General features: G+C 72.6%; 23 protein-coding genes. 13 read left to right on the forward strand and 10 right to left on the reverse strand.

Annotated elements, in window-relative coordinates; genetic code table 11:
- The first annotated feature begins 27 nt into the window (after positions 1-27).
- Complete coding sequence (folE, locus tag AB0A95_RS06420; RefSeq protein WP_357554743.1) at positions 28-693, forward strand: GTP cyclohydrolase I FolE; 666 nt, start codon at positions 28-30, stop codon at positions 691-693.
- A 130-nt stretch (positions 694-823) separates the two neighbouring features.
- Here folE and AB0A95_RS06425 read toward each other — a convergent pair whose 3' ends face one another.
- Both AB0A95_RS06425 and AB0A95_RS06430 read right to left on the reverse strand, forming a co-directional pair.
- On the reverse strand, positions 824-1,543 hold the full coding sequence (locus AB0A95_RS06425; RefSeq protein ID WP_357554607.1) for a hypothetical protein: 720 nt from the start codon (positions 1,541-1,543) through the stop codon (positions 824-826).
- Positions 1,544-1,571: 28 nt separating this feature from the next.
- A complete protein-coding gene (locus tag AB0A95_RS06430; RefSeq protein ID WP_357554608.1) occupies positions 1,572-4,133 on the reverse strand; it encodes an FtsK/SpoIIIE domain-containing protein in 2,562 nt (853 codons plus the stop codon).
- Between the two features lie 195 nt (positions 4,134-4,328).
- Between AB0A95_RS06430 and AB0A95_RS06435 the strand changes: the two genes are divergently transcribed.
- A complete protein-coding gene (locus AB0A95_RS06435) occupies positions 4,329-4,883 on the forward strand; it encodes a hypothetical protein (protein WP_357554744.1) in 555 nt (184 codons plus the stop codon).
- A 2-nt stretch (positions 4,884-4,885) separates the two neighbouring features.
- Here AB0A95_RS06435 and AB0A95_RS06440 read toward each other — a convergent pair whose 3' ends face one another.
- The 7 genes from AB0A95_RS06440 to AB0A95_RS06470 form a co-directional block, all read right to left on the reverse strand.
- Positions 4,886-5,485, reverse strand: coding sequence for a hypothetical protein (locus tag AB0A95_RS06440; RefSeq protein ID WP_357554609.1), 600 nt, complete (start codon positions 5,483-5,485; stop codon positions 4,886-4,888).
- A 13-nt stretch (positions 5,486-5,498) separates the two neighbouring features.
- Positions 5,499-6,674 carry a M23 family metallopeptidase gene (locus tag AB0A95_RS06445; RefSeq protein ID WP_357554610.1) on the reverse strand — a complete coding sequence of 392 codons (1,176 nt, stop codon included), beginning with the start codon at positions 6,672-6,674 and terminating at the stop codon, positions 5,499-5,501.
- A complete protein-coding gene (locus AB0A95_RS06450; RefSeq protein WP_357554611.1) occupies positions 6,671-7,228 on the reverse strand; it encodes a hypothetical protein in 558 nt (185 codons plus the stop codon). Before AB0A95_RS06450 ends, AB0A95_RS06445 begins: the two co-directional genes overlap by 4 nt.
- On the reverse strand, positions 7,225-9,153 hold the full coding sequence (locus AB0A95_RS06455) for an MFS transporter (RefSeq protein WP_357554745.1): 1,929 nt from the start codon (positions 9,151-9,153) through the stop codon (positions 7,225-7,227). Before AB0A95_RS06455 ends, AB0A95_RS06450 begins: the two co-directional genes overlap by 4 nt.
- A gap of 172 nt (positions 9,154-9,325) precedes the next feature.
- Positions 9,326-12,766, reverse strand: coding sequence for an ATP-binding protein (locus tag AB0A95_RS06460; protein WP_357554612.1), 3,441 nt, complete (start codon positions 12,764-12,766; stop codon positions 9,326-9,328).
- 211 nt (positions 12,767-12,977) lie between these two features.
- Positions 12,978-13,340: a hypothetical protein gene (locus AB0A95_RS06465; protein WP_328369389.1), complete on the reverse strand. Its 363-nt coding sequence runs from the start codon at positions 13,338-13,340 to the stop codon at positions 12,978-12,980.
- A 13-nt stretch (positions 13,341-13,353) separates the two neighbouring features.
- A complete protein-coding gene (locus AB0A95_RS06470; RefSeq protein ID WP_074315118.1) occupies positions 13,354-13,668 on the reverse strand; it encodes a hypothetical protein in 315 nt (104 codons plus the stop codon).
- Positions 13,669-14,023: 355 nt separating this feature from the next.
- On the opposite strand from AB0A95_RS06470, the gene folP reads away from it, so the two are divergent.
- The 7 genes from folP to AB0A95_RS06505 all read left to right on the forward strand — a co-directional run bounded on the left by folP (position 14,024) and on the right by AB0A95_RS06505 (position 18,622).
- The gene (folP, locus tag AB0A95_RS06475) at positions 14,024-14,920 is read left to right on the forward strand and encodes a dihydropteroate synthase (RefSeq protein ID WP_357554613.1); all 897 of its coding nucleotides are present in this window, start codon (positions 14,024-14,026) and stop codon (positions 14,918-14,920) included.
- Positions 14,917-15,285: a dihydroneopterin aldolase gene (gene folB, locus AB0A95_RS06480; protein ID WP_357554614.1), complete on the forward strand. Its 369-nt coding sequence runs from the start codon at positions 14,917-14,919 to the stop codon at positions 15,283-15,285. The genes folP and folB overlap by 4 nt, the downstream gene beginning before the upstream one ends.
- Positions 15,282-15,809: a 2-amino-4-hydroxy-6-hydroxymethyldihydropteridine diphosphokinase gene (gene folK / locus AB0A95_RS06485; RefSeq protein WP_357554615.1), complete on the forward strand. Its 528-nt coding sequence runs from the start codon at positions 15,282-15,284 to the stop codon at positions 15,807-15,809. The genes folB and folK overlap by 4 nt, the downstream gene beginning before the upstream one ends.
- Positions 15,810-15,828: 19 nt before the next feature.
- Entirely contained in the window at positions 15,829-16,368 is a 540-nt protein-coding gene (locus AB0A95_RS06490) for a DUF3180 domain-containing protein (RefSeq protein WP_357554616.1), read from the forward strand.
- 120 nt (positions 16,369-16,488) lie between these two features.
- Positions 16,489-17,703 (forward strand): ABC transporter permease, encoded by a 1,215-nt coding sequence (locus AB0A95_RS06495; protein WP_357554617.1) that lies wholly within the window; start codon positions 16,489-16,491, stop codon positions 17,701-17,703.
- Between the two features lie 53 nt (positions 17,704-17,756).
- Complete coding sequence (locus AB0A95_RS06500) at positions 17,757-18,065, forward strand: hypothetical protein (protein ID WP_030489956.1); 309 nt, start codon at positions 17,757-17,759, stop codon at positions 18,063-18,065.
- A 53-nt stretch (positions 18,066-18,118) separates the two neighbouring features.
- Positions 18,119-18,622: a hypothetical protein gene (locus AB0A95_RS06505; protein WP_357554618.1), complete on the forward strand. Its 504-nt coding sequence runs from the start codon at positions 18,119-18,121 to the stop codon at positions 18,620-18,622.
- A 63-nt stretch (positions 18,623-18,685) separates the two neighbouring features.
- On the opposite strand, the gene AB0A95_RS06510 is transcribed toward AB0A95_RS06505, so the two are convergent.
- Positions 18,686-19,663 (reverse strand): ATP-binding cassette domain-containing protein, encoded by a 978-nt coding sequence (locus AB0A95_RS06510; protein ID WP_357554619.1) that lies wholly within the window; start codon positions 19,661-19,663, stop codon positions 18,686-18,688.
- 29 nt (positions 19,664-19,692) lie between these two features.
- Between AB0A95_RS06510 and AB0A95_RS06515 the strand changes: the two genes are divergently transcribed.
- The 4 genes from AB0A95_RS06515 (at position 19,693) to AB0A95_RS06530 (ending at position 24,335) form a co-directional block, all read left to right on the forward strand.
- Entirely contained in the window at positions 19,693-20,379 is a 687-nt protein-coding gene (locus tag AB0A95_RS06515; RefSeq protein WP_357067938.1) for an ABC transporter permease, read from the forward strand.
- Positions 20,376-21,116, forward strand: coding sequence for an ABC transporter permease (locus tag AB0A95_RS06520; protein WP_357554620.1), 741 nt, complete (start codon positions 20,376-20,378; stop codon positions 21,114-21,116). Before AB0A95_RS06515 ends, AB0A95_RS06520 begins: the two co-directional genes overlap by 4 nt.
- Before the next feature lie 201 nt (positions 21,117-21,317).
- Positions 21,318-22,322 carry a glycine betaine ABC transporter substrate-binding protein gene (locus AB0A95_RS06525; protein WP_357554621.1) on the forward strand — a complete coding sequence of 335 codons (1,005 nt, stop codon included), beginning with the start codon at positions 21,318-21,320 and terminating at the stop codon, positions 22,320-22,322.
- Between the two features lie 108 nt (positions 22,323-22,430).
- Complete coding sequence (locus AB0A95_RS06530) at positions 22,431-24,335, forward strand: hypothetical protein (protein ID WP_357554622.1); 1,905 nt, start codon at positions 22,431-22,433, stop codon at positions 24,333-24,335.
- Positions 24,336-24,343: the final 8 nt, after the last annotated feature.

Below are 24,343 nucleotides of genomic sequence, written 5' to 3' on the forward strand. Positions count from 1 at the left end.
CTGACGGCCAGCTCCCCACACCGGGAGCTGGCCGTCTCCGCGACCGAACCCGACGGTGACGACGAGCTGGACTACGTCGCAGCCCGGCTGATCAGCGGCAAGCTGACCGGCCGCCCCGTCGAGGACGCCGTCGACCTGGGCCGGATCGAGAAGGCCGTCCGCGAGATCCTGATCGCCGTCGGCGAGGATCCGGACCGTGACGGGCTTCAGCAGACCCCGGCCCGGGTCGCCCGCGCGTACGCGGAACTCTTCGCCGGCCTGCGCGTCGACCCGGCCCAGGTGCTCAGCACCACCTTCGAGGCCAACCACGAAGAGCTGGTGATCGTCCGGGACATCGACGTGATGAGTCTCTGCGAGCACCACCTGCTGCCGTTCCGCGGCAGCGCGCACATCGGCTACATCCCCGGCCCGGACGGGCGGATCACCGGCCTGTCCAAGCTGGCCCGGCTGGTCGAGGTCTTCGCCCGCCGACCCCAGGTGCAGGAACGGCTCACCTCGCAGGTCGCCGACCTGCTGATGGACAAACTCGCCCCACGCGGCGTCGTCGTCGTGCTCGAGTGCGAGCACATGTGCATGGCGATGCGCGGCATCCAGAAATCCGGCGCCAAGACCATCACGTCGGCGGTACGCGGCATCCTACAGACGGACTCCAAGTCACGTGCCGAGGCGATGGCGTTGATCATCCCCCGCTGACGTTCCGATGCACGACGGCCGGCCGACCCTCGCGGGACGGCCGGCCGCTCCGTTCCGGCCCGTCCCCGGCGGATGCGTCGTCCCCGGCGGGCCGGGCGGTCGTCCCGGTCCGTTCCCGGCGGCCGGCGGATCAGCCGGCGAGCAGGGCCAGTAGCAGGCCGGCAGTTACCAGCACCGCCGGCACCAGGCACACCAGCGCGCCGAAGCGCACAGTCCGGTCCAGTCGCTCGGCGGGGCTCACCCGGAACAACCGCCCGATGCCCACCCAACCGGCGACGAACGCGACGGCCGGCATCGGCAACCCACAGATCAACGCGGCCACACTTGCCGCTCCCACTCCCGTAGCCGCGTACACCGCAATCTGGATCAGCGGCACCACCAGCGCCAACGGCCCGTACACCAGCAGGTTGCGTATTCGCGCGGGCCAGGACGCCGGTCGGAACCGGCGTCGCGCGGCCAGGGCAGCGTCCGCCGCCTCGGCCCGGCCCCGCGCGGCCCGCAGCGCCGCCAGCACGGCAGCCGGGCCGCCCGCCATCGACCGGGAGGCCTCGCTCAGCTCCGGTGGCGACGGCACCAGGGAGATCGCTGGTACGCCCAGCTCGCGCAGCCGTTCCTGCTGGCTCGCCAATCCGGTACGGAGCACCGTCAACTCCTCCCGGGCAGTGTCCGCCGACCGGGCCTGCTCACCGGCGGCGGCAGCCGCGCCGCGGCGTACCCCGTCCAGCTGGCGGGCCGCGGCCAGGTACTCCGCCCAGGCCGAGCTGGGCTCGACCGTCGCCTGCGTGGCGCTCTCGTTCGATGCGGGGACCCGCTGCCGCCCCGGCCCGGTCACCGTCGCCTTCGGACCCATCTCGACACCCCCTGCCCGCGCCACCGGATCACCCGGCCTCGTCGGCGAACGGCACAAGGACCGTGCCCCGTTCGTCCGGACCGTCCCAGAGCACCGCCCGGTCGGGTCGGCCCCGCCACTCCACAGCCCGCCCGAAGACCGCGGTGAGCTGCGCGACCGGCACGTCCAGCACGACCACGGCGGCCAGCTTGTCGACCTCGCCGGCTGGGTCGAGCAGTGCGGCGAACGGCGGCACCGCACGCCACCAACCCAGCAGGTGCCGGCCCGCCGGCGGCCCGTCCCGCAGCAGCGCACGAAGCCGGTCCACCGGCAACTCCCGTGGGCCCGGCCGGTCAAGACCGAAGACCACCAGATATGTCGGCAGGTCGTCGGCCGGATCCGCGACCAGCGTCGGCACATCCACCAGCTTGGCCGAATGCCGGGTCGCCAGCTCCGCCGTCAGCGCTTCCGCCAACGCTCGGGCGCCCGGGTCCGGTGCCGCCACCAGGAAACGGGCGGTGCCCGGCGCATGGTGGTCCGCGGTGCTGCGGGCTGCCGTCGCCAACAGCCCGCCCGCCGCCGCACCCGATCCGAGCACCGCGAGGTTGCGGCCCGCGGCCGGACCCAACGGTACGGCGACAGTCGAGCGGGCCACATCCACAGCGCGGCCCAGCAGGGCGGCCGGCCCGTGCGACTGCCCCGCCAACGCCGCCCGGTGCCGCGGATCGTTGCCGAGCAGAGGGCGGGCGTACCCGGCGAAGACAACCGGCGGCACGGACCCGGCCGGCCGGGCCTCCCACAGCTCGTGCCGAAGCTCCTCCACCACCTCCGGATGATCCTGCGGATCGGGGTGCCGGATCAGTCGTTCGTGACCTCGGATCGCGCCCCGGGGGCCACCGAGCCCGCCCGCAGTGTTCACCACCGCACTGCCCACCGGCAGGCCCGCGGCCGAGTCGTTCGTCGGCTCCAGCACCGGACTGCCGCCCGGCAGCGCCACCCGCACCGGAAACTGCCCGAGCACCGAATCCCGATGCCCCTTCTCCGCGCGGCCACTCAACCCCAGCTCACCCGCACCGGCCAACACCAGGTGCACGCCGTACGCCCGCCCGGCCCGAGCCAGCCCGTCCAACTGGGCGGCCACCTCGGCGGCCAGCCGGTCCCGTTCGGCGAAGAGCAACGGCACATTATCCAACACGCACACGATCCGGGGCAGCGGCTGATGCTGACGCAACTCGGCGAAGCGTTGGCCGCCGGCCCGCGCCCCAGCCTCCGCCCTACGCTGCACCTCGGCCGTCAACTCGTCGAGCAGGTCCCGCACGTACTCCCGATCGGCGGCCATCGCCGCCGCACGCACCTGCGGAATCCACGACCGGTCCCGCTCGGTCTGCAGAAACTCCACGAACGACTCACCGTCGCCGAGATCCACCAGGTAGAGCACCAGCTCGTCCGGGCCGTAGCGGGCGGCGAGGCCAAGCATCGCGGTGGTCAGGAACGCCGCGCGACCCGCCGCGGACCGCCCACTGACCAGCCAGTGCGGGGTCAGCTCGGTGAAGCCCAGCGGCACCGACCGCCCGCCGGCGTCACCAACCGTGGTGGTCAGCCCGTCCGTGGAATCCGACTCCCACAGCCGGTCACCCGTCGCCGGCAGCAGAGCCGCCAACCCCAACCGTGAGCCGGCTTCCACCTGCTCGGCAAGCCGCCGACAGACCCCGTCGACCAGATCAGCCGGCGGGTCCGACTCCACGAAGACCGGTGAGTTCAACCCGCCCGGCGGATCCGCCCCGGGGCTGGCGAAGGACGCCGTCGGTGGGTCACCGAGCAGCGCGTACGAGTTGCGCAGCGCCAGCGGTGTGCTGTGCGGCAGCGGTGCCCGAACCGCGTGCGGACCGGCCGGAGGCCAGCCGGCCACCATCAGGTGCAGGCCGGCAGCAGGCCCCTGCTCGGCCAGCGCCTCGATCCGCGCCAGATCGGTCGGGCCGGTCGACTCCGGCAGAGCGGCGAACACGAGCAACAGCGTGCGGTCGTGGCGGCGTCGCCCACTCGCCCCCGGAGTGACCCACTGCTCCGCCTCCGTCAGCACCGCACGCAGACCCGCCACGTCCACCGCCGGCGGCGGCAGCAGGCCAGCATCAGCGAGCGCTCCGAACGGGGCCAGCGCCCCACCCGTGGCATCCACCGAGCGAATCAGCAACGCGCCCGCCGGCGTCGCCGCCAACAACCGCAGGAGTACGGCCCGGAGCAACCCGGCCACCCGTGGCTCCCGAGCGTCCGCGTCCACGCTCAGGTGACCCGTGCCGACAAGTGGCACCAACGCGGGAAAACGGGCGTCGTCCAACGGCGCCGCCGTGCCGACCCGGACGAACGGCGGCGGGCCGTCACCCGCCGGCGAGTCCACGGTGAGGGAATCCAACGCGGCGCCCGACCAACCCGGGGCCAACCGTGCGGCGGCCGCCCGCAGACGATCGGCCAGCTCGTACTGGCGGCGCTGGTCGGCAGGAGCCGGCCGCGTCTCGTCCAGAATCCCGGCGGCAGCGGTCGCGACGGCCGCCGCCCGGCGATGCAGAGCCGCGGCGCGGTTCGTGCGTGACTTCGGACCGGCCACCGCGTCCACCCCCTCTGCCCGAGGTTGGCAACCCCTCCCCGAGCAGAGACGGTATCCCAGTCGAGGCCGCTCATCCGGGAGGTGCCACGGCGCTGCGCCGGCGATGTCGTGGATCTCACCGATGGGTAGGGGTCCGTCACGATCCGCTGGATCTGAGGCATTGGCTCCGGGCCGTCCAGCCGATAACGTCAGGAGGTGGAATCAGTGCAGCCCCCCGCCGGTTCCCAGGTCTCCCGCGTACCGGCCCAGCGGACACCACCCGAGCAACTGCCGCCCGCGCCGGGGCTGCCGGAGTCGCAGCCGCCGCGCCGCCGAATGCGCACGGTGCTCACGGTCGTCGCCGGGGTGCTCGCGCTGCTCTGCCTCGGCGGCCTCGCCACCGGCCTTGTGCTGTACCACCGCGCGTCCGCCCCGGACCGCAGCGCGCCCGACGTGGTGGTGGTCAACTACCTTCAGGCAGCACTTGTCTCTCGGGATACGAACAGGGCAAAGTTGTTCACCTGCGACGACGGGGTCCCAGCGGTTGACGCGTTTGCCGCCCAAGTCGCCCAACGAGAGCGGGAGCTAGCCGTCTCGTTCTCGATCAATATCGAAAACGTCGTCGTTTCAAAGACCACCGCTGTCAACGCATCGGTTACCGCCGTTATACGGCGAAGCGCCTCGGTCGACGGGGTTCATCAAAGCTTGGCAGACACTTGGCGGTTCGATCTAAGGGACAGCGAGGGCTGGCGCGTCTGCCTCGGCGCAAGGATCAGCTGATTTCATTCGATCCACAGCAGATGGACTGGAACCTCCAACGTGCTGGGTGACTGGCCGCGCCAGGCCCAGCGGTACCACTCCGCCTCCGGCGTGATCCGGACGCAGATGTCCCCCTCGGCACCGGAGTAGGTTTCGGTGACCGCTCGCAGGTCGCGATGCTCCAGACCGCCCTCGACGTGCACCACCCGACGGCCGGTGAGGGCGTCGGCCTCGAAGACGGGTGTCGGGGTCCGGTGCGCGGGGCCGTCCAGCGAGACCAATCGGATGCCGGTTTCGCGGGGAGCCTCGGACTCCGGCCGACTGCCAACAGTTTCCACCCAGACCCGTTCCACCGGCACCAGCGGCGCGAAGACCTCGACCTGGTCGGCCTCGGCTCGGTACCACTCGTGCTCGGGGATCACGGGCACGTAGGTCCGGGCGCTCTGCACCACCCGGTCGTCCGCGCGGAGGTCTCCCCGCCAGCCCAACCCCGGCAGACCGACAAGCACTCGTCGCCCTCGCAGCTCCACCCGTTCGGTGGCGGGCACGACAGCCAGTGGGCGGGGTGGCCGGGGCGCCCAGTCGGGCTGGTCGGCGAACGGGTCCGGGAGCGGTCCGGTCATGCCCGCGGTGGCCTCACTCGGCGGCGCGCAGCGGGGCACCCCGCTCGCGCATGAACGGGATCGGATCGATGGCACCGCGGCTGGACCGGTCACCGCGCAGGTGCACCTCGAAGTGCAGGTGTGGGCCCGAGGAGTTCCCGCTGCTACCGACCTGCCCGATGACCTCGCCGGCCGGCACGATCTGGTCCGGCGCGACCCTGGGGCGGACCACCATGTGGCAGTACCTGGTGATGATGCCGCCAGAATGGAGCAGGTCGACGAACCACCCGCAGCCACCCTTGCCGGGGTACCCGTCCACGTCGCAGGTCCGCCGTCCACCCTTGTCCGGATCGCAACGGGCCACCAGCACCCGCCCGGCCGCCGCGGCTCGGATCTCAGTGCCCTTGGCCGCCCCGATGTCGACCCCGTTGTGGCTGGGGCGGTCGGCGGTCCGGAATCCGGAACCGACATCGCCAGGGATCGGTGCGGTCCAACCGGAGGCGGCAATCTCGCCGCGCTCGGCCGCGTTGCACACCGCCTTGCCATTGATCTCGACGGTGCGGGCTGCCCCACCGGCCAGGGCGTCGACGAGCTTGCTGGCCAACTCCTCGTGCTTGGCGTACGCGTCCGGATAGGCGCTGATCTGTACCTGCTGCGCCACCACTGTCAGCGGCCGGCGTTGCCAACTCCGCACCTTGACGAGCTTCTCGTAGAACTTGCGAGCCGTGTACGCGGGCGTCATCCGCTCGGCGACGGAGCCCCACCCCGGCCGCTGCTGAAAAAGGCCCAGCGAGTCGTGGTCGGCCCCGACGCCCTCGTGCGGCAGTGCCAGCGAGGCCGGAACGTCGCTGTTCGCCAGGTTGCGCAGGGCGGACTCCTGCATCGCGGTGGCCAGGGCGATCACCCACCCTCGCGTGGGCACCCCCAGATCCTGGCCGACCTTGATGATGATCGCGGCGTTGCGGACCTGTGCGTCGCCGTACTCGGTGAACCTCGGCAACTCGCCGGCGATGTCCACCGGGCGGACCGGACCACACCCCCAACCGGCCAAGGTGTCCCCGCTCTCCGCGTCGCCACCAAGCCCACTGAGGAAGAACGCCGCGGTGCCGCCGGTGCAGCAGAGCAGGAGCAGCACCCCTGTGACCATCGTGGCGATCACTCCGATGCGCAGTGGCCGGCGAAGGGGGGCCGCGCCCCCGGCGACGCTCATAGCCGCTCCCAATCCACCACGTCGACCAACCAGCCGTCCTTCGCGGCGACCATCTCAAGCCGGAGCCGACCGCTGTCCAGCGGCAGCAACACCTCGACGAACGTCTCGGTGCGTGCCCGCACGTCCGGTGGCCCGGTGACCTTCTCGGCCGGAACTCCGCCCGGCTCGACGCCGGACAGCTTCTCGGTCAGCGCCGGCGTCGACAACGGCCGCAAGCCGGCCTGCCACTGGTCGGCGACCATACCGGGACTGCCGAGCCAGGCCTTGGCGAACCGGTCGGCGGTCTGCTCGGGTGTGCGGGCGCCCGCCGGAGTGCTCGGCGACGGCGGAGCCTCGGTGGACGTCACCCCGTCGTCACCGGCCGTCGGGTCCACGGTGGTGATCGGCCGCTCCGGCCGGTTACTCAGGCCGTCCGCCGGATCGGGCGGACCCGAGACCAGGCGGGCAGCCCCTATCACACCGAAGATGAGCACTGCGATCACCAGCGCCACCCCCAGTCGGGACCGTAGCGCCCGGGTGAAGAGGAACTCCAGGGCCCGTCGCATCGCCGTCACCGGGCCTCTGAACGCACCCGCGGTCCGGCGCGGTCTGGCGCACGCTCCGTGGAGCCTGGCCGGTAGACCACGAACGACGGGTTCTCGGCCGGCACATCCGGTTCGGTCCAGGTCGCCGGCTGCCGGCGCCGAGGCTGGGGCGGGACTTGACTTTTCCTGGCGCCGGTCTCCTCGCTGGTAGCCTCGTCGGCGCGCTCCCGACCGTCCGGGCGTGCGATGCCGGGACGCTGGGCCTCCAGCGGAGTGGTTGGCGTCGACACCGGATCCTCCCTGCGTGCCTCGGGGCGCAGCCGGGTCTGCTCGGCGTCCAGCGACCGACGACGTCCACCCGTCGGCTCGGCCGTGCCGCCGGGCTCGACCACGTCGATCCGCGCCGCGACCCGCATGTCCCGGAAGAAGCGACGGTGCCAGGAGCCGGCCGAGCTGACCGCCTCGCTGCTGTCCTTGCCGCCGAGTTGGGTGATCCGCCGGTACGGCCGCAGCAACAGCCAGCCGACCACCCCACAGAGCCAGACCAGCACCACCTGAAGCCAGCCGGGCAGGGTGGGTGTGCTCATGATCAGATCGACGGCAAAGAGGTAGATCGCGGCCCCGGTGCCGAAGATGGCGATGTTGAAGACCGCGGCGACCACGGCGTTCGCCAAGCGCCGCAGCCCGGCGCTGGCCGGTCGGAGCAGGCCGACCGTGCCCAGGATGGGTGCCGCGATGACGGCCCACCGGAAGATCAGGAAGCCCAGCAGGACCAGCAGCGACGCGGTCAGGTCGAACATGGCGAAGAGCACCGAGGCCAGCACGGCGATGAACCCCGCGCCGACCCGGTCCATGTCGCGTACTCCCTGGAGGTACTCGTAGGCCTCCGGATCCTCGGTCTGGATCTGCTGGGCCACCCGCGCCCACTGCTGCTGCTTCGCCTTGATCGTGGGTTCCCGGGTGGCCGGGTTGGCGCGCATGGATTGGGCTTCGCCCCAGGTCAGGGAACGTGAATCGTATAAGGCCGGTCCGTACTTCTTGGCGGTCTCGCTATCCGCCGAACCCAACACTCCACGGAGCCAATTTCGATAGAGCATGGTCTCGGTTGAGGTGTCGCTGGCTCGGACGGCAGGCGTCCGAAGATCTTTGCACCGGTCAGGGTCGATGCATCGCCCGGGCGCCGGTTCCTTTGCCTGTGGGCCGACGGCGTCATGCACCACCCCGAGACTGGTGACGAGTGCACCGTCCGCGACATTGGCTGATTTGACTGGCCATGCGGCAAGCGCCGTGACCGCGACCATAACCAGCAGAGCCCAACCCGCAGTGGTCATTGCGTTACTCATGTCCGACTGGCGGGAGCGCCAGAGGAGGTACAGCCCTACTACGCAAAGGGTGACGATCCCGAAGACGCTGAATACCTTCTCGTATACGGCCTTGGTTGCTTGCTCCACCAGCGGGTCGGCCCAACCCCACATCGAACCGGGATCCCAGGCGCGCTCTCTGAGTGCGTTCGATGCGCCGATGATGGCCGTAGCGGCCATGAACTCGCCGTTCGCGATCGTGGTGGTGAACTTGTAGTCCGGATGAAGCACGCTCGACGCGCATCCACCCTCGATGTCGTAGGTGTTGTAGCTGTAGCCCGCGTATCCGTAGAGGCTGTACCGACCTGCTACTCCATTTGCCGCCTCTGTCGGTGGCGCGGCGGCGAACCAGCCGGCGAGTCCGGAGTCCGGCGTACCTGGGGTCGGCGCGTTGCGGCACTTGACCTCGTCCTCGCTGACCGCTTGCAGCTTCGCCACGCAGGCGCGGAAGTCGGCCTGCCATTCGGCGGTCGTGCAGAGGTCAGCGCGGGCCTGGGCGGCAGGCGGTGCGGCGGCTGCGGCCCCCCCGCCGAGCAGCGGCCAGGTGAGGGCGGCCCCGGCCAGTACGCCGAGGGCGAGCAGGAACGACCCGATCCTTGCCCAAGCCCCCGGGCCTGGGGCACGGTCCCCGGCCGGCCTGCGGCGAGCCCGCCCGACGACCGGCCGCGTTGGAGGTTCGGTCGGATGCGGCACCGGAATCCGGCCGAACCTCCGCCTGGACTCCGTCTCGGCTCGACCGAGGACCCTGACCCAGGCCCTAGCCATGTCATGCCTCCAGGTCTGGCAGGGGGATGCTTGGCAGCACTCCGGCCGCCGCGGCGATCGCGGCGGGCGTCGTGTCGAGGTGGTCCAGCAGCCCTTCGACGTACGAGACGTCGACGCGGACCTTCTGCACGCGGCCGTCGACGTCACGCATCACGAACTCGCGGAAGCCGAGCCGGCTGGACGAGCTGGTGTCGGCGGCGGAGAGTGAGGCGAGGGTGGCTTCGTAGCCGTCGTTGACCGGCACCCGCAGCAGCCGCAGCGCTTCGGAGGCGATTTCGGCGTCCTCGGCGATCCGGCCGACGAAGACGGTGGAGACCAGGTTTTGCACGTCGAGGCCGAGGATGTCGCGCGGGTTCTGCGAGGCGACCAGCGCGGCGAGGTTCCATTTGCGGGAGTCCCGGGCGAGCCGGACCAGGAACGACCGCCCGGATCGCCAGCCCTCCATGAAGTGCGCCTCGTCCAGGCCGACGAGTTTGCGCGACGACATCGACCCGCCGTAGCAGCGGCGGACGGCGAGCCGGTGCGCGGTGTGCAGCATCGGCAGGGCGAGGGACTCCTCGGCCGACCAGTACTCCCGTTCGATCTTGAGGTCGGGCAACCGCAGCCCGGCCATGGTGATCACGGTGAGTGCGGCGTCGGCGCCGAGCAGCCCCTCCGGTGGCCGGCCGAAGAACAGCATCGCCAGGGGCATCTCGGCGGTGTCCAGCAGGAGGTTGGCCAGCTCCTTGCCGGCGTCGTCGTCGAGGCGGCCGAGGCAGCTCACCACGTCGTCCAGAGTGGACGTCTCCTCAGCGGGGACCTGGCGGACCGCGTGCCGGAACAGGGTGGCGGTCGACGCCTCCCGGGCCACCTGCGGCGGAACGAGCATCATGCAGATGTCCTGGACCAGCATCCGCCGCTCGGCTCGGGCGTTGGAGACCGCGATCTCGAACTCCCGGTCGCCGGCGGCGCCGGCGGCGAACTCGGTGCGCAGTGGTGTGGGGATGAGCGAGTAGGGCGCCAGCGTGCCGTGCTCCGACCCGGTCAGGTTCAACACCCGGGAGTACGGTCGCAGCTCGGGCATCGCGCAGAGTCGGGCCAGCGGCCCGGACGGGTCGAGCAGGGTCACCTGGACGCCTCTGCGGGCAGCCAGGTAGCCCAGTGCGCCGAGCAGTGTCGACTTGCCACCGCCCGGTTCGGCGACGAAGACCGCGAGCCCGGAGCGTTCCCGGACCTCCATGGGGAAGTGCAGGTCGAGGAAGACCGGGCGGCGGCAGGTGCCGGCGGTCCGGCCGATCAGGTCGCCCCGCCGGTCGCCCACGTTCGAGGCGGCCTGGGGGAGCGCGGCGGCGAGCAACGGCACCGGCATGCGGCGGACGTAGCCGGTGTTGGCGATCGGCTCGCCGGGGATGAACTCGCGGGCCAGCCAGTCCTGGTTTTTCGGGTGCTGTAGGGAGATGCGCAGCTCCCGGGAGTAGAGCTGGATGAGTCGGCGGGCGCGCTCCAGGCACTCTTCCCTGGTGCGGCCGCCGACGGCGATGCGATGCCAGCCGTGTGCACGGGCCGAGTCGACCGGCAGACCGGTCGTCATCTCGTCACCGATCACCAGCGCGCGCTTGGCCAGCCGCTCCAGCTCCGGGGGTGCGTCGATGCCGTGCTCGGCGTAGTCGAGTTGCTGCGAGCGGATCATCCGCAGCCGGTGCTCGAGATTGCGGAAGGAGTCGCCGGAGCCGAGGATGTCGACGCGGGTGGAGATCTCCATCGGCCACGGCAGCCGCTCGTGGAAGTGCAGCCAGGGCTCGTGCCGCTCGGGGATCTCCAGTGGCTCCATCCGGCCCACGGCGAGCACTGCGACGTGGCGTTCCTCGCCGGTCATCCGGTTGACGAGTTTCACCGTCGAGCCGTACGGGGTGCGGTAGCGCTCGACCTGCTCGGTAAGTGCGAGCAGGTCACCGCGCTCCCAGCGCCCGTCGGTGACCGGGGAGAGCGTGCCGGGCGGTGCCATGCACAGCGCCACCGAGCGGTAGAGCAGCCACTCCAACTCCTGGGCGGTGACCCGACGGCCGCGCATGCCGAACGCGCCGAGCACCTCGTCGAACTGCTCCACGGTGCGCCCCAGCTTGCGGCGTTCGCCCTCGGCGGTGCCCCGCCCGAAGGTGCGTAGCAGGCGTTCGGTGAGCGAGTCGCCGAGGGACCGCCGGGCGAAGGTGACGCCCAGGTAGGTCTGCCCCTCGGCGTGGTTGACAGCCATCAGGTGCCGCTGGGCGGCGACCAGGTGATCGGCCCAACTGGTGGTGCCGGGGACGTCGGCGAGGGGTGCGCGGGTATGTGCGTCGATGGTGCGTGCCCACTCGTCGGCGGGGAACGGCCGGGTGGTGCGGCGCAGGTGCAGCCGGAAGCCCGCCAGGCCGGCGTACTGCTCGGAGATGGCCGACAGCAGTGCCTCGCGCTCGGCGTCCGGCCGGAATGCCCAGCGGACCTCGGGCAGCCAATACCAGGCGGTGACGGTGTTGGGGGTGAAGGTCAGGTGGCCGGCGATCTCGGTGATGGCCAGCTCGACCGACGGGTCCCGATCCCCGAATTTGATCTTCGGGGCGCGGACCCGGGTGGGCTTGGTCGGTCGGTCCGGACGGCTGGCGGCGCGCTGCCGGGGCGGGGCGATCTCCCGCCCGCTCGGCTCGGTGCCGGAGGCCCCGGGTCGGTCCGAGTCGGTGGTGCGGCGCCCCGTGCCCTCCAGCGCCGGCCGGTCCGTGCGGCCGGTGCTGACCGGCTGGTCGGCCGGGGCCGGTTGAGCTGTCGGCCGGTCGGACCGGGGTGCTGGCCGGCTGAGTGGCGCGGCAGCGGAGCGGCTGTCCGGGGGGGTGCTGACCGGACCGGTGCTTGCCGGTGGTCGGACCGGACCGGTGCTTGCCGCTGGCGTGGTGACGGTCGGGTCGGGCTCGTCCGCTGGGCGGAGCATCGGCAGCCGATCGCCGGCCTGGTGCGGGACCCGGGACTCGCTGGCCGGGTGACCGCCGGCGTGTCGTGGCTCGACGGGCCGGCGGGCGCTGCGCGGCCTGTCGTCGGGCGTCCATGGTGGTTCGAGTTCGGGAACCGGGCGGGCCGGTGCCGGGCTGGCCGTCGGCGGCTGGGCTGGGATCGCCTGCTGCTCCCGGGTGCTCGGCCCGGCCGGCAGGGCTCGCGCGGCATTGGGCCGTGCCCCGCCGAACAGGTCCAGGAAGGGCGAGTCGATGTCGGCGTTGTCGCCGGCCGAGACCGCACTGGGCTCCGCGGGTGGTGTCCGACGGGGGATCGGTCGGGGTGCCTGGAACACACCCACCGCACCGTGCCCGGGCGACGTCACCAGCGCGGGATCGAGCGCTACCTCGTCCTCGTCTTCGGCGTAGTCGAATGATTGCGCACGGTGACCGGCGGGCACGGCCGAGTGGCCGGCCGGGGGACCCGGCGTGGACGAGCGACTCATGCGACGGCCCTCGAAACCGGCGGAAGGCTGGCCGGCCTGCGGCGGGCCCGAACGACGACCGGCGGCGTTGCGGTTTCGCCCGGATGCCGCACCGGTATCCGAACGAGACCGCGCATTGCCGGATCGCCGCCCGGACTCCGACTCGGCACTACCGCCCTTACGAAACAGGCCCTACCCGCGTCGTGCCACGGACCGATCGGTGTACGCCCGGTCATGCCAGCTCCTCCCGGATCCTGATCCGGCTGCCGACCAGGCGCGGGTCGCGCTGCTCGATCGCCGGCTCCCGAGTGCGTCGCCAGTCGGTCAGCGCGGTGCGGATGACCACCCGCGCCGGCCGGTCGGGGTCGACGTGCCGGAAGATGAACGACGTGGTCACGATGGCGAGCGCGATCTCCCAGGCCGGGAAGAGCTCGACCGTCAACGTGAACAGCCAGTGGATGAACATGTAGAGGGGGACCAGCAGGATGAAGAGCCCGTACTGGGCGTAGGGCAGGTGGACCGGAAGGGTGTAACCGGGCGGCCCGAGGTAGACCAGGCGGGCCCGGTAGATGTCGTCGTCGGTGCGTAGCCGCATCTGGTGAACGCGCCTATTCGAAGATCAGGTCGATCAGGTAATCGCCGACGAAGAAGAGTGTTGCCGCGCCGGCGATGAAGGCGAGCCCGACGATCGCGATCGCGGAGCTGGTCAGCACCTTGGAGATCTCGCCCCGGCTGGCCCGGCCGATGAAGATGACGCCCAGGACGGCCAGCAGGATCGGCGCGATCTTGCTGGCGAAGAAGGTGACCACACTGTTGGTGTCGATCCCCTTCGGTGCCGGCTCGGCGAGCGGAGTCGACGCCAGGGTGGAGAGCGCGTGGGCGACGCCGGACGACGCCGTCTCCATGAGCTCGAAGGCGATCACTGGAACCTCCCCATAGCGCGGCCGGCGGTGCCGCGGCGGTGCAAAAGGCGAGCCTGGCGGAAATCTGCTCCACAGGGCGCAGCGTTCTTGACCCTGCGTTCGTTACTCACCACGTAGCGTGGCGATGTTTGGGCGGATTTTTCCCGCTTCGGCCCTCCCTCCAAGCTTCGCCATCTCGATGCTGGCCAATTCCAAAGCGTACGGGCCGCCCCGGATTGCGACAAGCCGCGAAGAGGCTGCCCGATGCTGCCCGGATGACCGATCGTACACCTGTTCTAATGAGCACGTCAGAGATGCCCGGCGGGAGCCGACCCGGGTCGATTGGCGCCGTCGCCGCGACCGGTACCGTCTAGTCGTGACCGATCTGGTGCGGGCCTCGGGCCCGGTGGTGATGGGCGTCCTCAACGTCACACCGGACTCCTTCTCCGACGGCGGACGGTACGCCGACCTCGACTCGGCCGTCGGACACGGCGTCCGTCTGCGCGATGCCGGTGCGCACCTTGTCGACATCGGCGGTGAGTCGACCCGTCCGGGCGCCGAGCGGATCGACGCCGCGACCGAGGTGGCCCGGGTGTTGCCGGTCATCCGCGAGCTGACCGCCGCCGGCGTGGCGGTCAGCATCGACACCAGCCGCGCACGGGTGGCCGAGGCCGCCCTGTCCGTCGGGGCGGCGGTGGTCAACGACGTCTCCGGTGGGTTGGCCGACCCGGACATGGCCCGCGTGGTCCGCGACGCGCACTGCCCCTGGGTGTTGATGCACTGGCGTGGCCACTCCCGCGCGATGCGCGAGCTGGCCCACTACACCGACGTGGTGGCCGACGTGCGGGCCGAACTGGCCCAACGGATCGACGCGGCGCTGGCCGCCGGGGTGGCCGCCGATCGGATCATCGTCGACCCGGGGCTGGGTTTCGCCAAGACCGCCGCCCACAACTGGGAACTCAGCGCCCGTCTGCCGGAGCTGCTGGACCTCGGCTGCCCACTGCTCTTCGGGGCCAGCCGCAAGTCGTACCTCGGCGGGTTGCTCGCCGCCCCGGACGGTACCCCACGACCGACCGCCGAGCGGGAGGCGGCCACGGTGGCCACCAGCGTGCTCGCGGTCGCCGCGGGAGCCTGGGGTGTCCGCGTGCACGACGTGCGGGCCACCGCCGACGCCCTCGCGGTCTGGGCCGCGACCGGCAGGCCGCGCCTGGCCGTGCCGTCGCACGGCAAAGGGCGGGCACGACACGACCACGAGCAGGAGGTACGGCGATGACGACCGACCGGATCCACCTGACCGGCCTGCGGGCCCACGGCCGACACGGGGTGTACGACTTCGAGCGGGTCCAGGGGCAGGACTTCGTGGTCGACGCCGTCCTGGAGATGGACCTGACCCCGGCGGCGGCCAGCGACGACGTCATCGACACCGTCCACTACGGCGAGCTGGCCGAGCGCCTGGTCGCGGTGGTGACCGGCGAGCCGGTGAACCTGATCGAGACCCTGGCCGATCGACTCCTCGCGGTCTGCCTGGCCGACGAGCGGGTGGGCACCGCCACGATCACGGTGCACAAGCCGGAGGCGCCGGTGCCGCACGCGTTCACCGACGTGGCCGTCACCATGACCCGGACGCGGGCCCAGTGACCAGGGCGGTGCTGTCGCTCGGCAGCAACCTGGGCGACCGGCTGGGCCACCTGCGCACTGCCGTCGCCACGTTCGGCGACACCGTACTCGTGCTCTCCGGGGTGTACGAGACTCCACCGTGGGGCGACGCCGACCAGCCCGCGTACCTCAACGCGGTGTTGCTCGCCCAGGACGCGTGCGCGACCCCGCGCGACTGGCTGGAGCGGGCTCGCGACGCGGAGCGTGCGGCCGGTCGGGTCCGTGACCCGCAGCGGCGGTTCGGGCCGCGCACCCTGGACGTGGACGTGATCGCGGTCTGGGGCGACGACGACGAGCCGGTACTCAGCGACGACGAGGAGCTGACGCTGCCGCACCCTCGGGCGCACCTGCGCGCCTTCGTGCTGCGGCCGTGGATCGACATCCAGCCGTACGGTCGGCTGCCCGGTCACGGCTGGTTGACCGACCTGCTCACCACCGGCCCCGCAGCGGCCGACGCGCTGGAACTGCGTCCCCGGCCGGAGTTGGCGTTAGAGTCGACGGCATGACCGAGCGGAGCCGGCCGGCATGACGCAGGCGAAGTCCCCACCACCGGGCGGGTCCGACCCGGACCGGTCCCGGATGGGCCCCACCCGGATCTCGACACTGGTCGTGGCCGCCCTGGCCGCGGCGGCGGTGGCCTGGCTGCTGATCAGCTCCTTCTATTACAGCGGCATCCCCCGGCTGCCCTGGCTGCCGGTGGTGACGCTGGCCGGGCTGGCCGTGCTGGAGGCGTACGCCGCGATCAACACCCGGGGCCGGATCGAGCGCAAGCCCGGTCGGGACGCGGTCAACCCACTGCTGGTCGCCCGCTTCGTGGTGTTGGCCAAGGCGTCGGCGCTGGCCGCGGCCATCTTCGCCGGCTTCTACGCGGGGCTCGCCGGCTGGCTCTTCCTGGAGACCACACGCGCTGCCCTGGACGATCGACCGGCCGCGGGCGCGGGCCTGCTCGCCTCGCTGGCTCTGGTGGGTGCCGCGCTGTGGTTGGAGCACTCCTGCCGGGTGCCGGACCGCCCGGATGACGAACACGAACAGGACCCACGGGAGAGCCGTCCCGGCCAGCGCTGAGCAGGGGGTTACGCCCGGCTCCGGGCGCGGGTACGGTGCCTGCGATCGGAGAGCAAGGGCCGCCCACGGTCCGTCCGCGCGCCGGACCGGGGACGGCCGGGCCACTGGGGAGGCGGCGTCATGGGGTACGAAGAAGCGGGCCGGGACCGCTCGGCGGAGCCCTCGTCCGGGGTGCCCGCCGCCGTCCTGGAGAACGTCTTCGACGACCCCACCCACGGTGAGCCCGGCCGGGACCGGGTCGCCGTGCAGCTGGTCTGGGAGTTCGTGCTGCTGGCCGGGCTGGCGGCCCTGGGTTGGCTGCTCTGGCGGGAGGACCAGGCCGCCCTGCGCGCCGACAACCTGCGCACGTTGCTCGTCGACGCGGTCGGGTTGGGGTTGCTCGCCCTGGCCGCCGGGCTGAGCCTGCGTACCGCGGCACCGAACCTGGCCGTCGGGCCGGTCGCGGTCGCCACCGCCCTGCACTACGCCGAGCAGGGTGATCGGGGCCTGCCGGCGTCGGTCGGCCCGGCCGTGGCGGTCGCCGCGCTGGGTGGGCTCGCGCTGGCGTTGGTCGTGGTGGTGCTGCACGTGCCGGCGTGGGCCGCCAGCCTGGCCGGCGCGGCCGGTGTGGTGGTGTTCATCGAACGCCGTTCGGCGCCGGTGCTGGTGCAGGGCGACTACGACCCGGGGCGCAGCGCCGGATACCTCTTCGCCGGCTTCGCGGCGGTGGCCGTCCTCGGCGGGCTGTTCGGCGCGATCCGGGCGATCCGTCGCCTGGTCGGCCGCTATCGGCCGGTCGCCGACCCGGCCCGTCGGCGGGGCGCGGTCGCCGTCGTGGTCGCCGCGGCCGCGCTGGTCGGCTCCACCGTGTTGGCCGCCCTCGCCGGTGTGCTGATCGCGGCCGACCATCCCGAGCCGGTGGCACCCACCTCGGGGCTGGACTGGACGGTCCTGGCGATCGGCGTGGCCCTGCTCGCCGGCACCAGCGCGTACGGCCGTCGGGGCGGTGTGTTCGGCACGGTGCTGGCGGTCAGCCTGGTCACCGTCTTCCAGGCGTACGCGCCGGAGCGGGGCTGGACGGTGAGCACCTGGGCGGTCGGGGGCGTCGTGTTGGGCGTCGGGCTGCTGGTCACCCGGCTGGTCGAGACGTTCGGTCGGCCCCGACCCGGCAGCACCGACAAATCCGAACCGGTCGCCGACGGCACGATCAGCACGGGTTGGACCATGCCGCAGTCCCAGTCCGTCGACAACTGGCCTCCGACGCTGCCGACGCCGGCCGCGCCGCAACCGGTCGACCCGTGGCGGGATCCGCGCTGGGAGGACAGCCCGCGTCGGTGGGACGTCGACGAGCGGTGACCACGGTGGCGTCCGCCGAGCCGGAGCTGATCTCGACAGTTAGGCTCGGCGACATGACCGACACACCTGCCGCCGCCCCCGGCGGAACCTCGTTCGCCGAACTCGACGCGCTGTCCACCGAGGAACTGCGGGAGCGGGCGTTCGCCCTGGCCCGGGAGCGTCGCGACGTCAAGTTCTACTGGTCGGTGCTGCGGCACCTGCCGAACGCGGACGAGGCCACGGTGCTGGACGGCGCACCGAACTCGATCGGCCCGACCATCGACGAGGCCAACGCGCTGTGGCGGGAGCTGACCGGTCACGGCTATGAGGAGTCCGCGCCGCTGCTGCGGGCCGCCTTCATCGACTACCTGCTGAAGCACTGAGCCGCTCGGGGCAGCCCAGGTCCGCCCGAACGACGGGTTCGGGGCCTGGGCGAATGGCGTCGTTCTTCCACCGCTCCGGCCCGGTCAGCCGTTACGGTACGGCGGCCGGCACCGGCGCGCTCGCCGTGTTGTTGCTGGTCGGGATCTGCGGCAGTCCGGCGTACACCGGTTGGGCCGCCACCCAGACCGACCCGGACTCGGGCGGCGCCTTCTACCTGCGCCTGCTCGCGTGGCCGGCCTGGCGGCTGCACGCGGACGGGCAGGCCGGCGGTCTGTTCGCCGCCGACCTGCGCGCCGTGCTGCTGGTGGTCCTCGCGGTGGCGCTGCTCTACCTGCTGCCCGCCGCGCAGGTGGCCCGGGTGCCCGGCTCGGTCAGCCAGTTCCTCTCCGGCTGGGCCGCGTACGTGCTCGCCGGCGGGCTCGCCGCCGTGTTGGCGGCGCTGCTCGGCCCGGATCCGTCACTGCTGGTCGCCCTGCGGGACGCCAGCACCGGCGCCGGCTACGGCTTCCTCACCGGCTGGATCATCGGCACCGCCAGCCTCGGCGGTCGCGCCTGAGCTGGCCCGGCGCGGGCGGCCGGGACCGGGCCGCCGACGGCGGCAGCCCGGTCATCCGTCCGGTCAGTTCGGCGCTCGGCCCAGGTCGAGCAGGCGGTGTCGACTGAGCGCACCCACCGGTCGGCCGGCGTCGGTCACCACGAGCTGGTCCCGTCCCGAGGTGAGCAGCACCGCCAGCGCGTCGTACGCGGTGCCGTCCAGTGCCACTGTGGGCAGGTCCGCCGCCGCGTCGCCGGGTACGGGTTCCAGTAACTCCCGGTCGAGTGGGGTCACCGCCAGCCGGCGGATGCCCCGGTCGGCCCCGACGAACTCGCGGACGAACGGGGTGGCTGGTGCGCCGAGCAGCGCGGCAGGCGTGTCGTACTGCTCCAGGTGCGCGCCCTCGGAGAGCACCGCGATCCGGTCGCCGAGCCGGACCGCCTCGTCGAGGTCGTGGGTGACCAGGACGATCGTCTTACGGACCTCGGCCTGAAGCCGGAGGAACTCCTCCTGGAGTCGGGTCCGGACGATCGGGTCGACGGCCGAGAACGGCTCGTCCATCAGCAGCACCACCGGGTCGGCGGCGAGCGCGCGGGCCACCCCGACCCGCTGCCGCTGGCCGCCGGAGAGCTCGTGCGGATAGCGGCCGCCGAACTGGGCCGGATCCAGCCCGACCAGGTCGAGCAACTCGTCGACCCGGGCCCGGGTCTGGCGCTTGGGCCACCGGAGCAGGCCCGGCACTGTGGCTACGTTGGTCCGGACCGTCTGGTGTGGAAACAGGCCGACGTTCTGGATCACGTACCCGATGCGGCGGCGCAGTCGCACCGGGTCGGCGTCCGTGACGTCCTCGTCGCCGAGCGTGATCCGGCCGGCGGTCGGCTCGATCAGGCGATTGATCATGCGCAGTACCGTCGACTTGCCGCAGCCGGACGGGCCGATCAGCACCACCAGCTCGCCGGCCCGGACGTCCAGGCTGAGGTCCCGCACGGCCTCGGTGCCGTTCGGGTAGCGCTTCTGGATGCCCTGTAGGGAGATCGACGCCGCGCGAGGGGATGAGGCCACGCCGGCAGCCTCCGGGGTAACGTCCACGTATGTCCTTCCGCCTGAGCTACCGGGCCGACCCGGGTAACCCCTGGTTCTCCTGGCAGTACGTGCGGGACAACTCTGACACGATCCTCGCCGCCGTGCGTGAACACGCCACCCTCACCGGGCGGGCGGTGCTGCTGGCCGTGTTGATCGCTCTGCCGTTGTCCGTGCTGGCGTACTGGTTCCGGCCGCTCGCCGGTCCGATCCTCGCCGTCAGCGGGATCGTCTACACCATCCCGTCGTTGGCGCTCTTCGCGTTCATCGCGCCCTACCTGGGCACCGGAACGACCACAGTGCTGGTCGGGCTGGTCCTCTACGCGCTGCTGCTGATCGTGCGCAACGTGGTGGCCGGGCTCAACCAGGTGCCCCCGGAGGTCGGCGAGGCAGCCGAGGGGATGGGCTACGGCCGGTGGGGTCGGCTGTTCCGGATCGACCTGCCGTTGGCGCTCCCGGGCATCGTGACCGGCGTACGACTGGCGACCGTCTCGACGGTGGCATTGGTCACAGTCGGCGTCCTGGTCGGGCACGGCGGCCTCGGGCAGTTGATCTTCGCGGGCTTCCAGAACAACCTCTACAAGGCGGAGATCATGACCGCCGCCCTGCTCTGCGTGGCGCTCGCACTCGTGCTCGACCTCCTGCTCGTCCTGGTCGCCCGGCTGGTGACCCCCTGGTCCGCCCGGAGGGCACGGTGACCGTCGCGGAGAACCCGATCGGCCAGGCGATCACCTGGATCAACGACCCACTCAACTGGACCAACCCGGGCGGCATGCTGGACCGCCTCGGCGAACACCTGACGATCTCGGCCCTGGCGGTGGCGCTCGGCTGCCTGGTGGCCTGGCCGCTGGGGCTCTGGCTGGGGCACCTCGGCCGGGGCGGTGGCCTGGTGGTGCTGGTGTCCAACGCCACCCTGGCCATCCCCACCCTGGCCCTGCTGACCATCCTGCCGGTGGCCTTCGCCAGCGGCTTCGGGCGGACGCCGGTCGTGGTGGCGCTCGCCGTCTTCGCCGTGCCGCCGCTGCTGGCCAACGCGTACACCGGGGTGCGGCAGGTGGACCCTGAGGCCCGCGACGCGGCCCGGGGGATGGGCCTGTCCGGCGGGCAGTTGCTGCGCCGCGTCGAGTTGCCGCTCGCGGTGCCCTACCTGGCCGCCGGCTTCCGGACCGCCGCGGTCCAGGTGATCGCGACCGCCGCGCTGGCCTCGTTCGTCAACGGCGGCGGCCTCGGCCAGATCATCCGGACCGGCTTCGGCATCGGTATCGCGGCCGGCGGCGGGCAGATCGTCGCCGGCGGTGTGCTGGTGGCCGGTCTGGCGCTGCTGGCCGAGGTGGTCCTCGGCGGTGTCGAACGCCTGGTCACCCCCCGCCCGCTGCGGCGCGGGCGACAGCGGCTGGGTCGGCCCCGAGCCGCGGACGCCACCGGGCACGCCTGACCCGTCCGGGTGAGCCCCGCGTCAAGCTGGCCACCGACACCGGTCCGATCGGTGACGATGGGGTGACGAAGTCCATCCCAGGTTGTCGGTCGGTTGCGGAGCATGTTGGGTGGACATTCGCGGGCGACCGACAGTCAGGATCGCCCGTCGGACACGCGGCCGGCCCGGGACGGGCCGCGCCGGGACACGGAAGGCGGGCACATGCGCGCACGTACACGTCTGGCGATCGGCGCCATCGGCGCCGTCGCCGGGGCAGCGCTTCTCACCGGTTGTGGTGACGCCGGCTCGTCCGGCACCGACGCACCCCAGCAGAGCGCCTCCGGCGCCGGGTGCGCCCCGGTCGCCGGCAAGCAGCTCATCGCTCTTCAGGACGACAAGAAGCTCCAGAACTCCGACAACGTCATTCCCGCGGTCAACAGCAAGGCGGCCAACCCGCAGCTGATCGCCGCACTGGACAAGGTCTCCGCGGCCCTCGACACGCCGAAGCTGATCCAGCTCAACAAGGCCGTCAACGAGGACCGCAAGACCGCCAAGGTGGCGGCCGAGGAGTTCGCCAGCGCCAACAACATCACCGCGGGCATCGCCAAGGGGTCGGGCGGCGACATCGTGGTGGGCGCCGCCAACTTCGCCGAGAGCCAGATCCTGGGCGAGCTGTACCGGATCGCGCTCACCGCCGCCGGCTACCAGGTCAAGGTGCAGCAGATCGGCAACCGCGAGCTGTACGAGCCGGCGCTGGTGAAGGGCGAGATCCAGGTCGTCCCGGAGTACGCGGCGACGATGGCCGAGTTCCTCAACACCAAGGCCAAGGGCGGCACTCCTCCGCCGATCTCCTCGCCCGACATCAACACCACGGTGACCGCGCTCAAGGCTGAGGGCGACAAGGTGGGCCTCACCTTCGGCGCTCCGGCCGCAGCGCAGGACCAGAACGCCTTCGCCGTCACCCAGGAGTTCGCCGACAAGCACGGCGTGCGGACCCTCTCCGAGTTCGCCGCGAAGTGCTCGGGCAGCGCGACGAAGCTGGGCGGCCCGCCGGAGTGCGAGCAGCGTCCGTTCTGCAAGCCGGGCCTGGAGAAGACGTACGGGCTGAAGGTCGGCTCGTTCTCCTCACTGGACCAGGGCGGACCGCTGACCAAGAGCGGTCTGCGGGACGGCTCGATCAGCGTGGGCCTGATCTTCTCCTCGGACGGCGCGTTCGCCACCAGCTGAGCCCTCACCGGGCGTGCCACGGACGCCCCCGCCCCGACCGGGCGGGGGCGTCCGCGCGTCCGGGGACCCCGTTCCCTCCGACGAACCTCGTCGGTAGGCTGCACATCCATGCCAGCCCCGGTCACCTCTGACACCCGGCGTCGACCATCGCTGCTGACAGTGCTCTTCTGGGCGGGGGTGGCTCTCGCGCCGGTCGCGGCGCTGATCCTGCTGGTCGCCGACGGTAACGGCCCGCTGCGCTTCGCCGCGGTGCTCGCCATCGTCTCCGTGGTGCTGATCGGCCTCTCCATCGCGCTGCGGGCCGACGATGCCGGTGCCTCGGCCCGGGCCGACGAGCTACAGGACGAGATCGAGGAGCTGCGTACCCAGATCGCGAGCGCCGCGCAGCGCGGTAGTCAGGCCCTCGACCAGGCACACCGGGCACAGGAGGGGATCGCCGCCGTCCGCCGCCGTCTCGACGCCAGCGGTGCCGCTCCCGTCGGTGCCGCACCCGTCGCTGCCGCCGCCGCACCCGTCGCTGCCGCCGCCGCTCCGGTGGCGGAGCCGGCGGGTGCCGGCCGGGCGCGGGTGCCGAGCGTCGAGCCGCCGGGGGACGACGCTCCGGCGGCCCGTAGCCGCGTTTCGGCACCGGGTGACGCGCCGCCGGGCCGCGCCCGGGTGTCCGGCCCGGACGACGCGTCCCGGTGGGGTCAGCCCGCACATCCGGACGACGGACCGGCCCACCCCCGGGAGGCCGCCGAGCCGCGGGCGACGGCGGGCACGTACGGCGCACAACGACCAGCCGACGCCACGTACGGCTCAGCGCGTCGCCAGGAGCACGACCGCCCCGAACCGGCGCACCGACCCCTCGGCGTGGTCCGGCACACCGAAACCGTGCACGTCACCACCCGGCACACTGTGGTCGACGGCGGGCCCGCCGAGCCGAGTGGGCGCTACGGCGCCGAGCCGGGGCGATACGGCGCCGAGCCGGGTGGGCGCTACGGCGCCGAGCACCCGGGCCGGTGGACCCCGCCGGCGCAGGAGTGGACCCGGGGTGGCGGTGTGGATGAGCGTGCCCGCACTGCCGGTCGACCGGCGGGTGAGCCGGGGGAGCGCCCGCGGGCCGGGTACGGCGACGACCGGGCTCGCCCCGGTGACAACCGGGTGCGGGGGCCGCAGCCCCCGACCGGTGGCGGGCCCGAGTGGAGCGGCGCGCGGGAAGCGGACGGGCACGAGCCGGGCTGGACGGGTCGCCGCGACGAGCCGGAGTGGACCGATCCGCGCGACACGTACGACGAGCCCGGCCCGGCCGCCCGGCCGCAGCAGAGGCCGACCTCGGGCTCCTGGGACAACCCGGACGAGCGCGGTTGGTCGGAGCGGCGCGATCGGGCCAGCGCTGCCGCTCCGCAGCCCGGGCCGGCCCTGCGGGCCGACGACACGGGCGAGTACTGGTCGCAGTTGCGGGCCGGTGACCGGTGGGCCGCCGTCCGCGACGACGAGGACGGCCACGAACTGCGGGTCGGCGAACGCCGGGCCGAGGTGCGCACCGACGCGACAGGCACCGAGTACCGGATGGCCGACCGCTGGGCCGCCGTCCGGCACGAGGAGCCGCGCCGGCATGAGGAGCCGCGCCGGCACGAGGAGCCGCGCCGGCATGAGGAGCCGCGCCGGCATGAGGAGCCGCGCCGGCATGAGGAGCCGCGCCGTCACGAGGAGCCGCGCCGGCACGAGGAGCCGCGCCGGCACGAGGAGCCGCGCCGGCATGAGGAGCGCGAGTCGTACCAGCGGGACGAGCCGGCGCGTCGGCACGATCGCGACGGCGGCTGGCGGGCCGAACCGGCGGGCCGCCCGGCGCTACCGGTGGGCGGGGTGCCGGTGCCGGACGAGTGGCGTCCTCCGCGCCAGCGCGGCCACCAGGCGGAACCCGCACCCGAGCGGACCGGCCGGCGCCGGGTCGACGAGCGCTACGGCTACCCGCCGCAGGACGACGTGCCGCGTGCCGGCGGCACCCCGCCCGCAGAGCACTGGCGCTGACACCTCAG

The organism is Micromonospora sp. NPDC049230 (genome assembly GCF_040647875.1).
GTDB lineage: Bacteria > Actinomycetota > Actinomycetes > Mycobacteriales > Micromonosporaceae > Micromonospora.

Bases quoted from the DNA above. Each gene is read 5' to 3' on its own strand.
- AB0A95_RS06425 (WP_357554607.1), bottom strand. From the start codon at position 1,543: ATGGGTCCGAAGGCGACGGTGACCGGGCCGGGGCGGCAGCGGGTCCCC.
- AB0A95_RS06440 (WP_357554609.1), bottom strand. From the start codon at position 5,485: ATGACCGGACCGCTCCCGGACCCGTTCGCCGACCAGCCCGACTGGGCG.
- AB0A95_RS06445 (WP_357554610.1), bottom strand. From the start codon at position 6,674: ATGAGCGTCGCCGGGGGCGCGGCCCCCCTTCGCCGGCCACTGCGCATC.
- AB0A95_RS06460 (WP_357554612.1), bottom strand. From the start codon at position 12,766: ATGAGTCGCTCGTCCACGCCGGGTCCCCCGGCCGGCCACTCGGCCGTG.
- AB0A95_RS06465 (WP_328369389.1), bottom strand. From the start codon at position 13,340: ATGCGGCTACGCACCGACGACGACATCTACCGGGCCCGCCTGGTCTAC.
- folB (WP_357554614.1), top strand. From the start codon at position 14,917: ATGACGACCGACCGGATCCACCTGACCGGCCTGCGGGCCCACGGCCGA.
- AB0A95_RS06490 (WP_357554616.1), top strand. From the start codon at position 15,829: ATGACGCAGGCGAAGTCCCCACCACCGGGCGGGTCCGACCCGGACCGG.
- AB0A95_RS06495 (WP_357554617.1), top strand. From the start codon at position 16,489: ATGGGGTACGAAGAAGCGGGCCGGGACCGCTCGGCGGAGCCCTCGTCC.
- AB0A95_RS06500 (WP_030489956.1), top strand. From the start codon at position 17,757: ATGACCGACACACCTGCCGCCGCCCCCGGCGGAACCTCGTTCGCCGAA.
- AB0A95_RS06505 (WP_357554618.1), top strand. From the start codon at position 18,119: ATGGCGTCGTTCTTCCACCGCTCCGGCCCGGTCAGCCGTTACGGTACG.
- AB0A95_RS06515 (WP_357067938.1), top strand. From the start codon at position 19,693: ATGTCCTTCCGCCTGAGCTACCGGGCCGACCCGGGTAACCCCTGGTTC.
- AB0A95_RS06525 (WP_357554621.1), top strand. From the start codon at position 21,318: ATGCGCGCACGTACACGTCTGGCGATCGGCGCCATCGGCGCCGTCGCC.
- AB0A95_RS06530 (WP_357554622.1), top strand. From the start codon at position 22,431: ATGCCAGCCCCGGTCACCTCTGACACCCGGCGTCGACCATCGCTGCTG.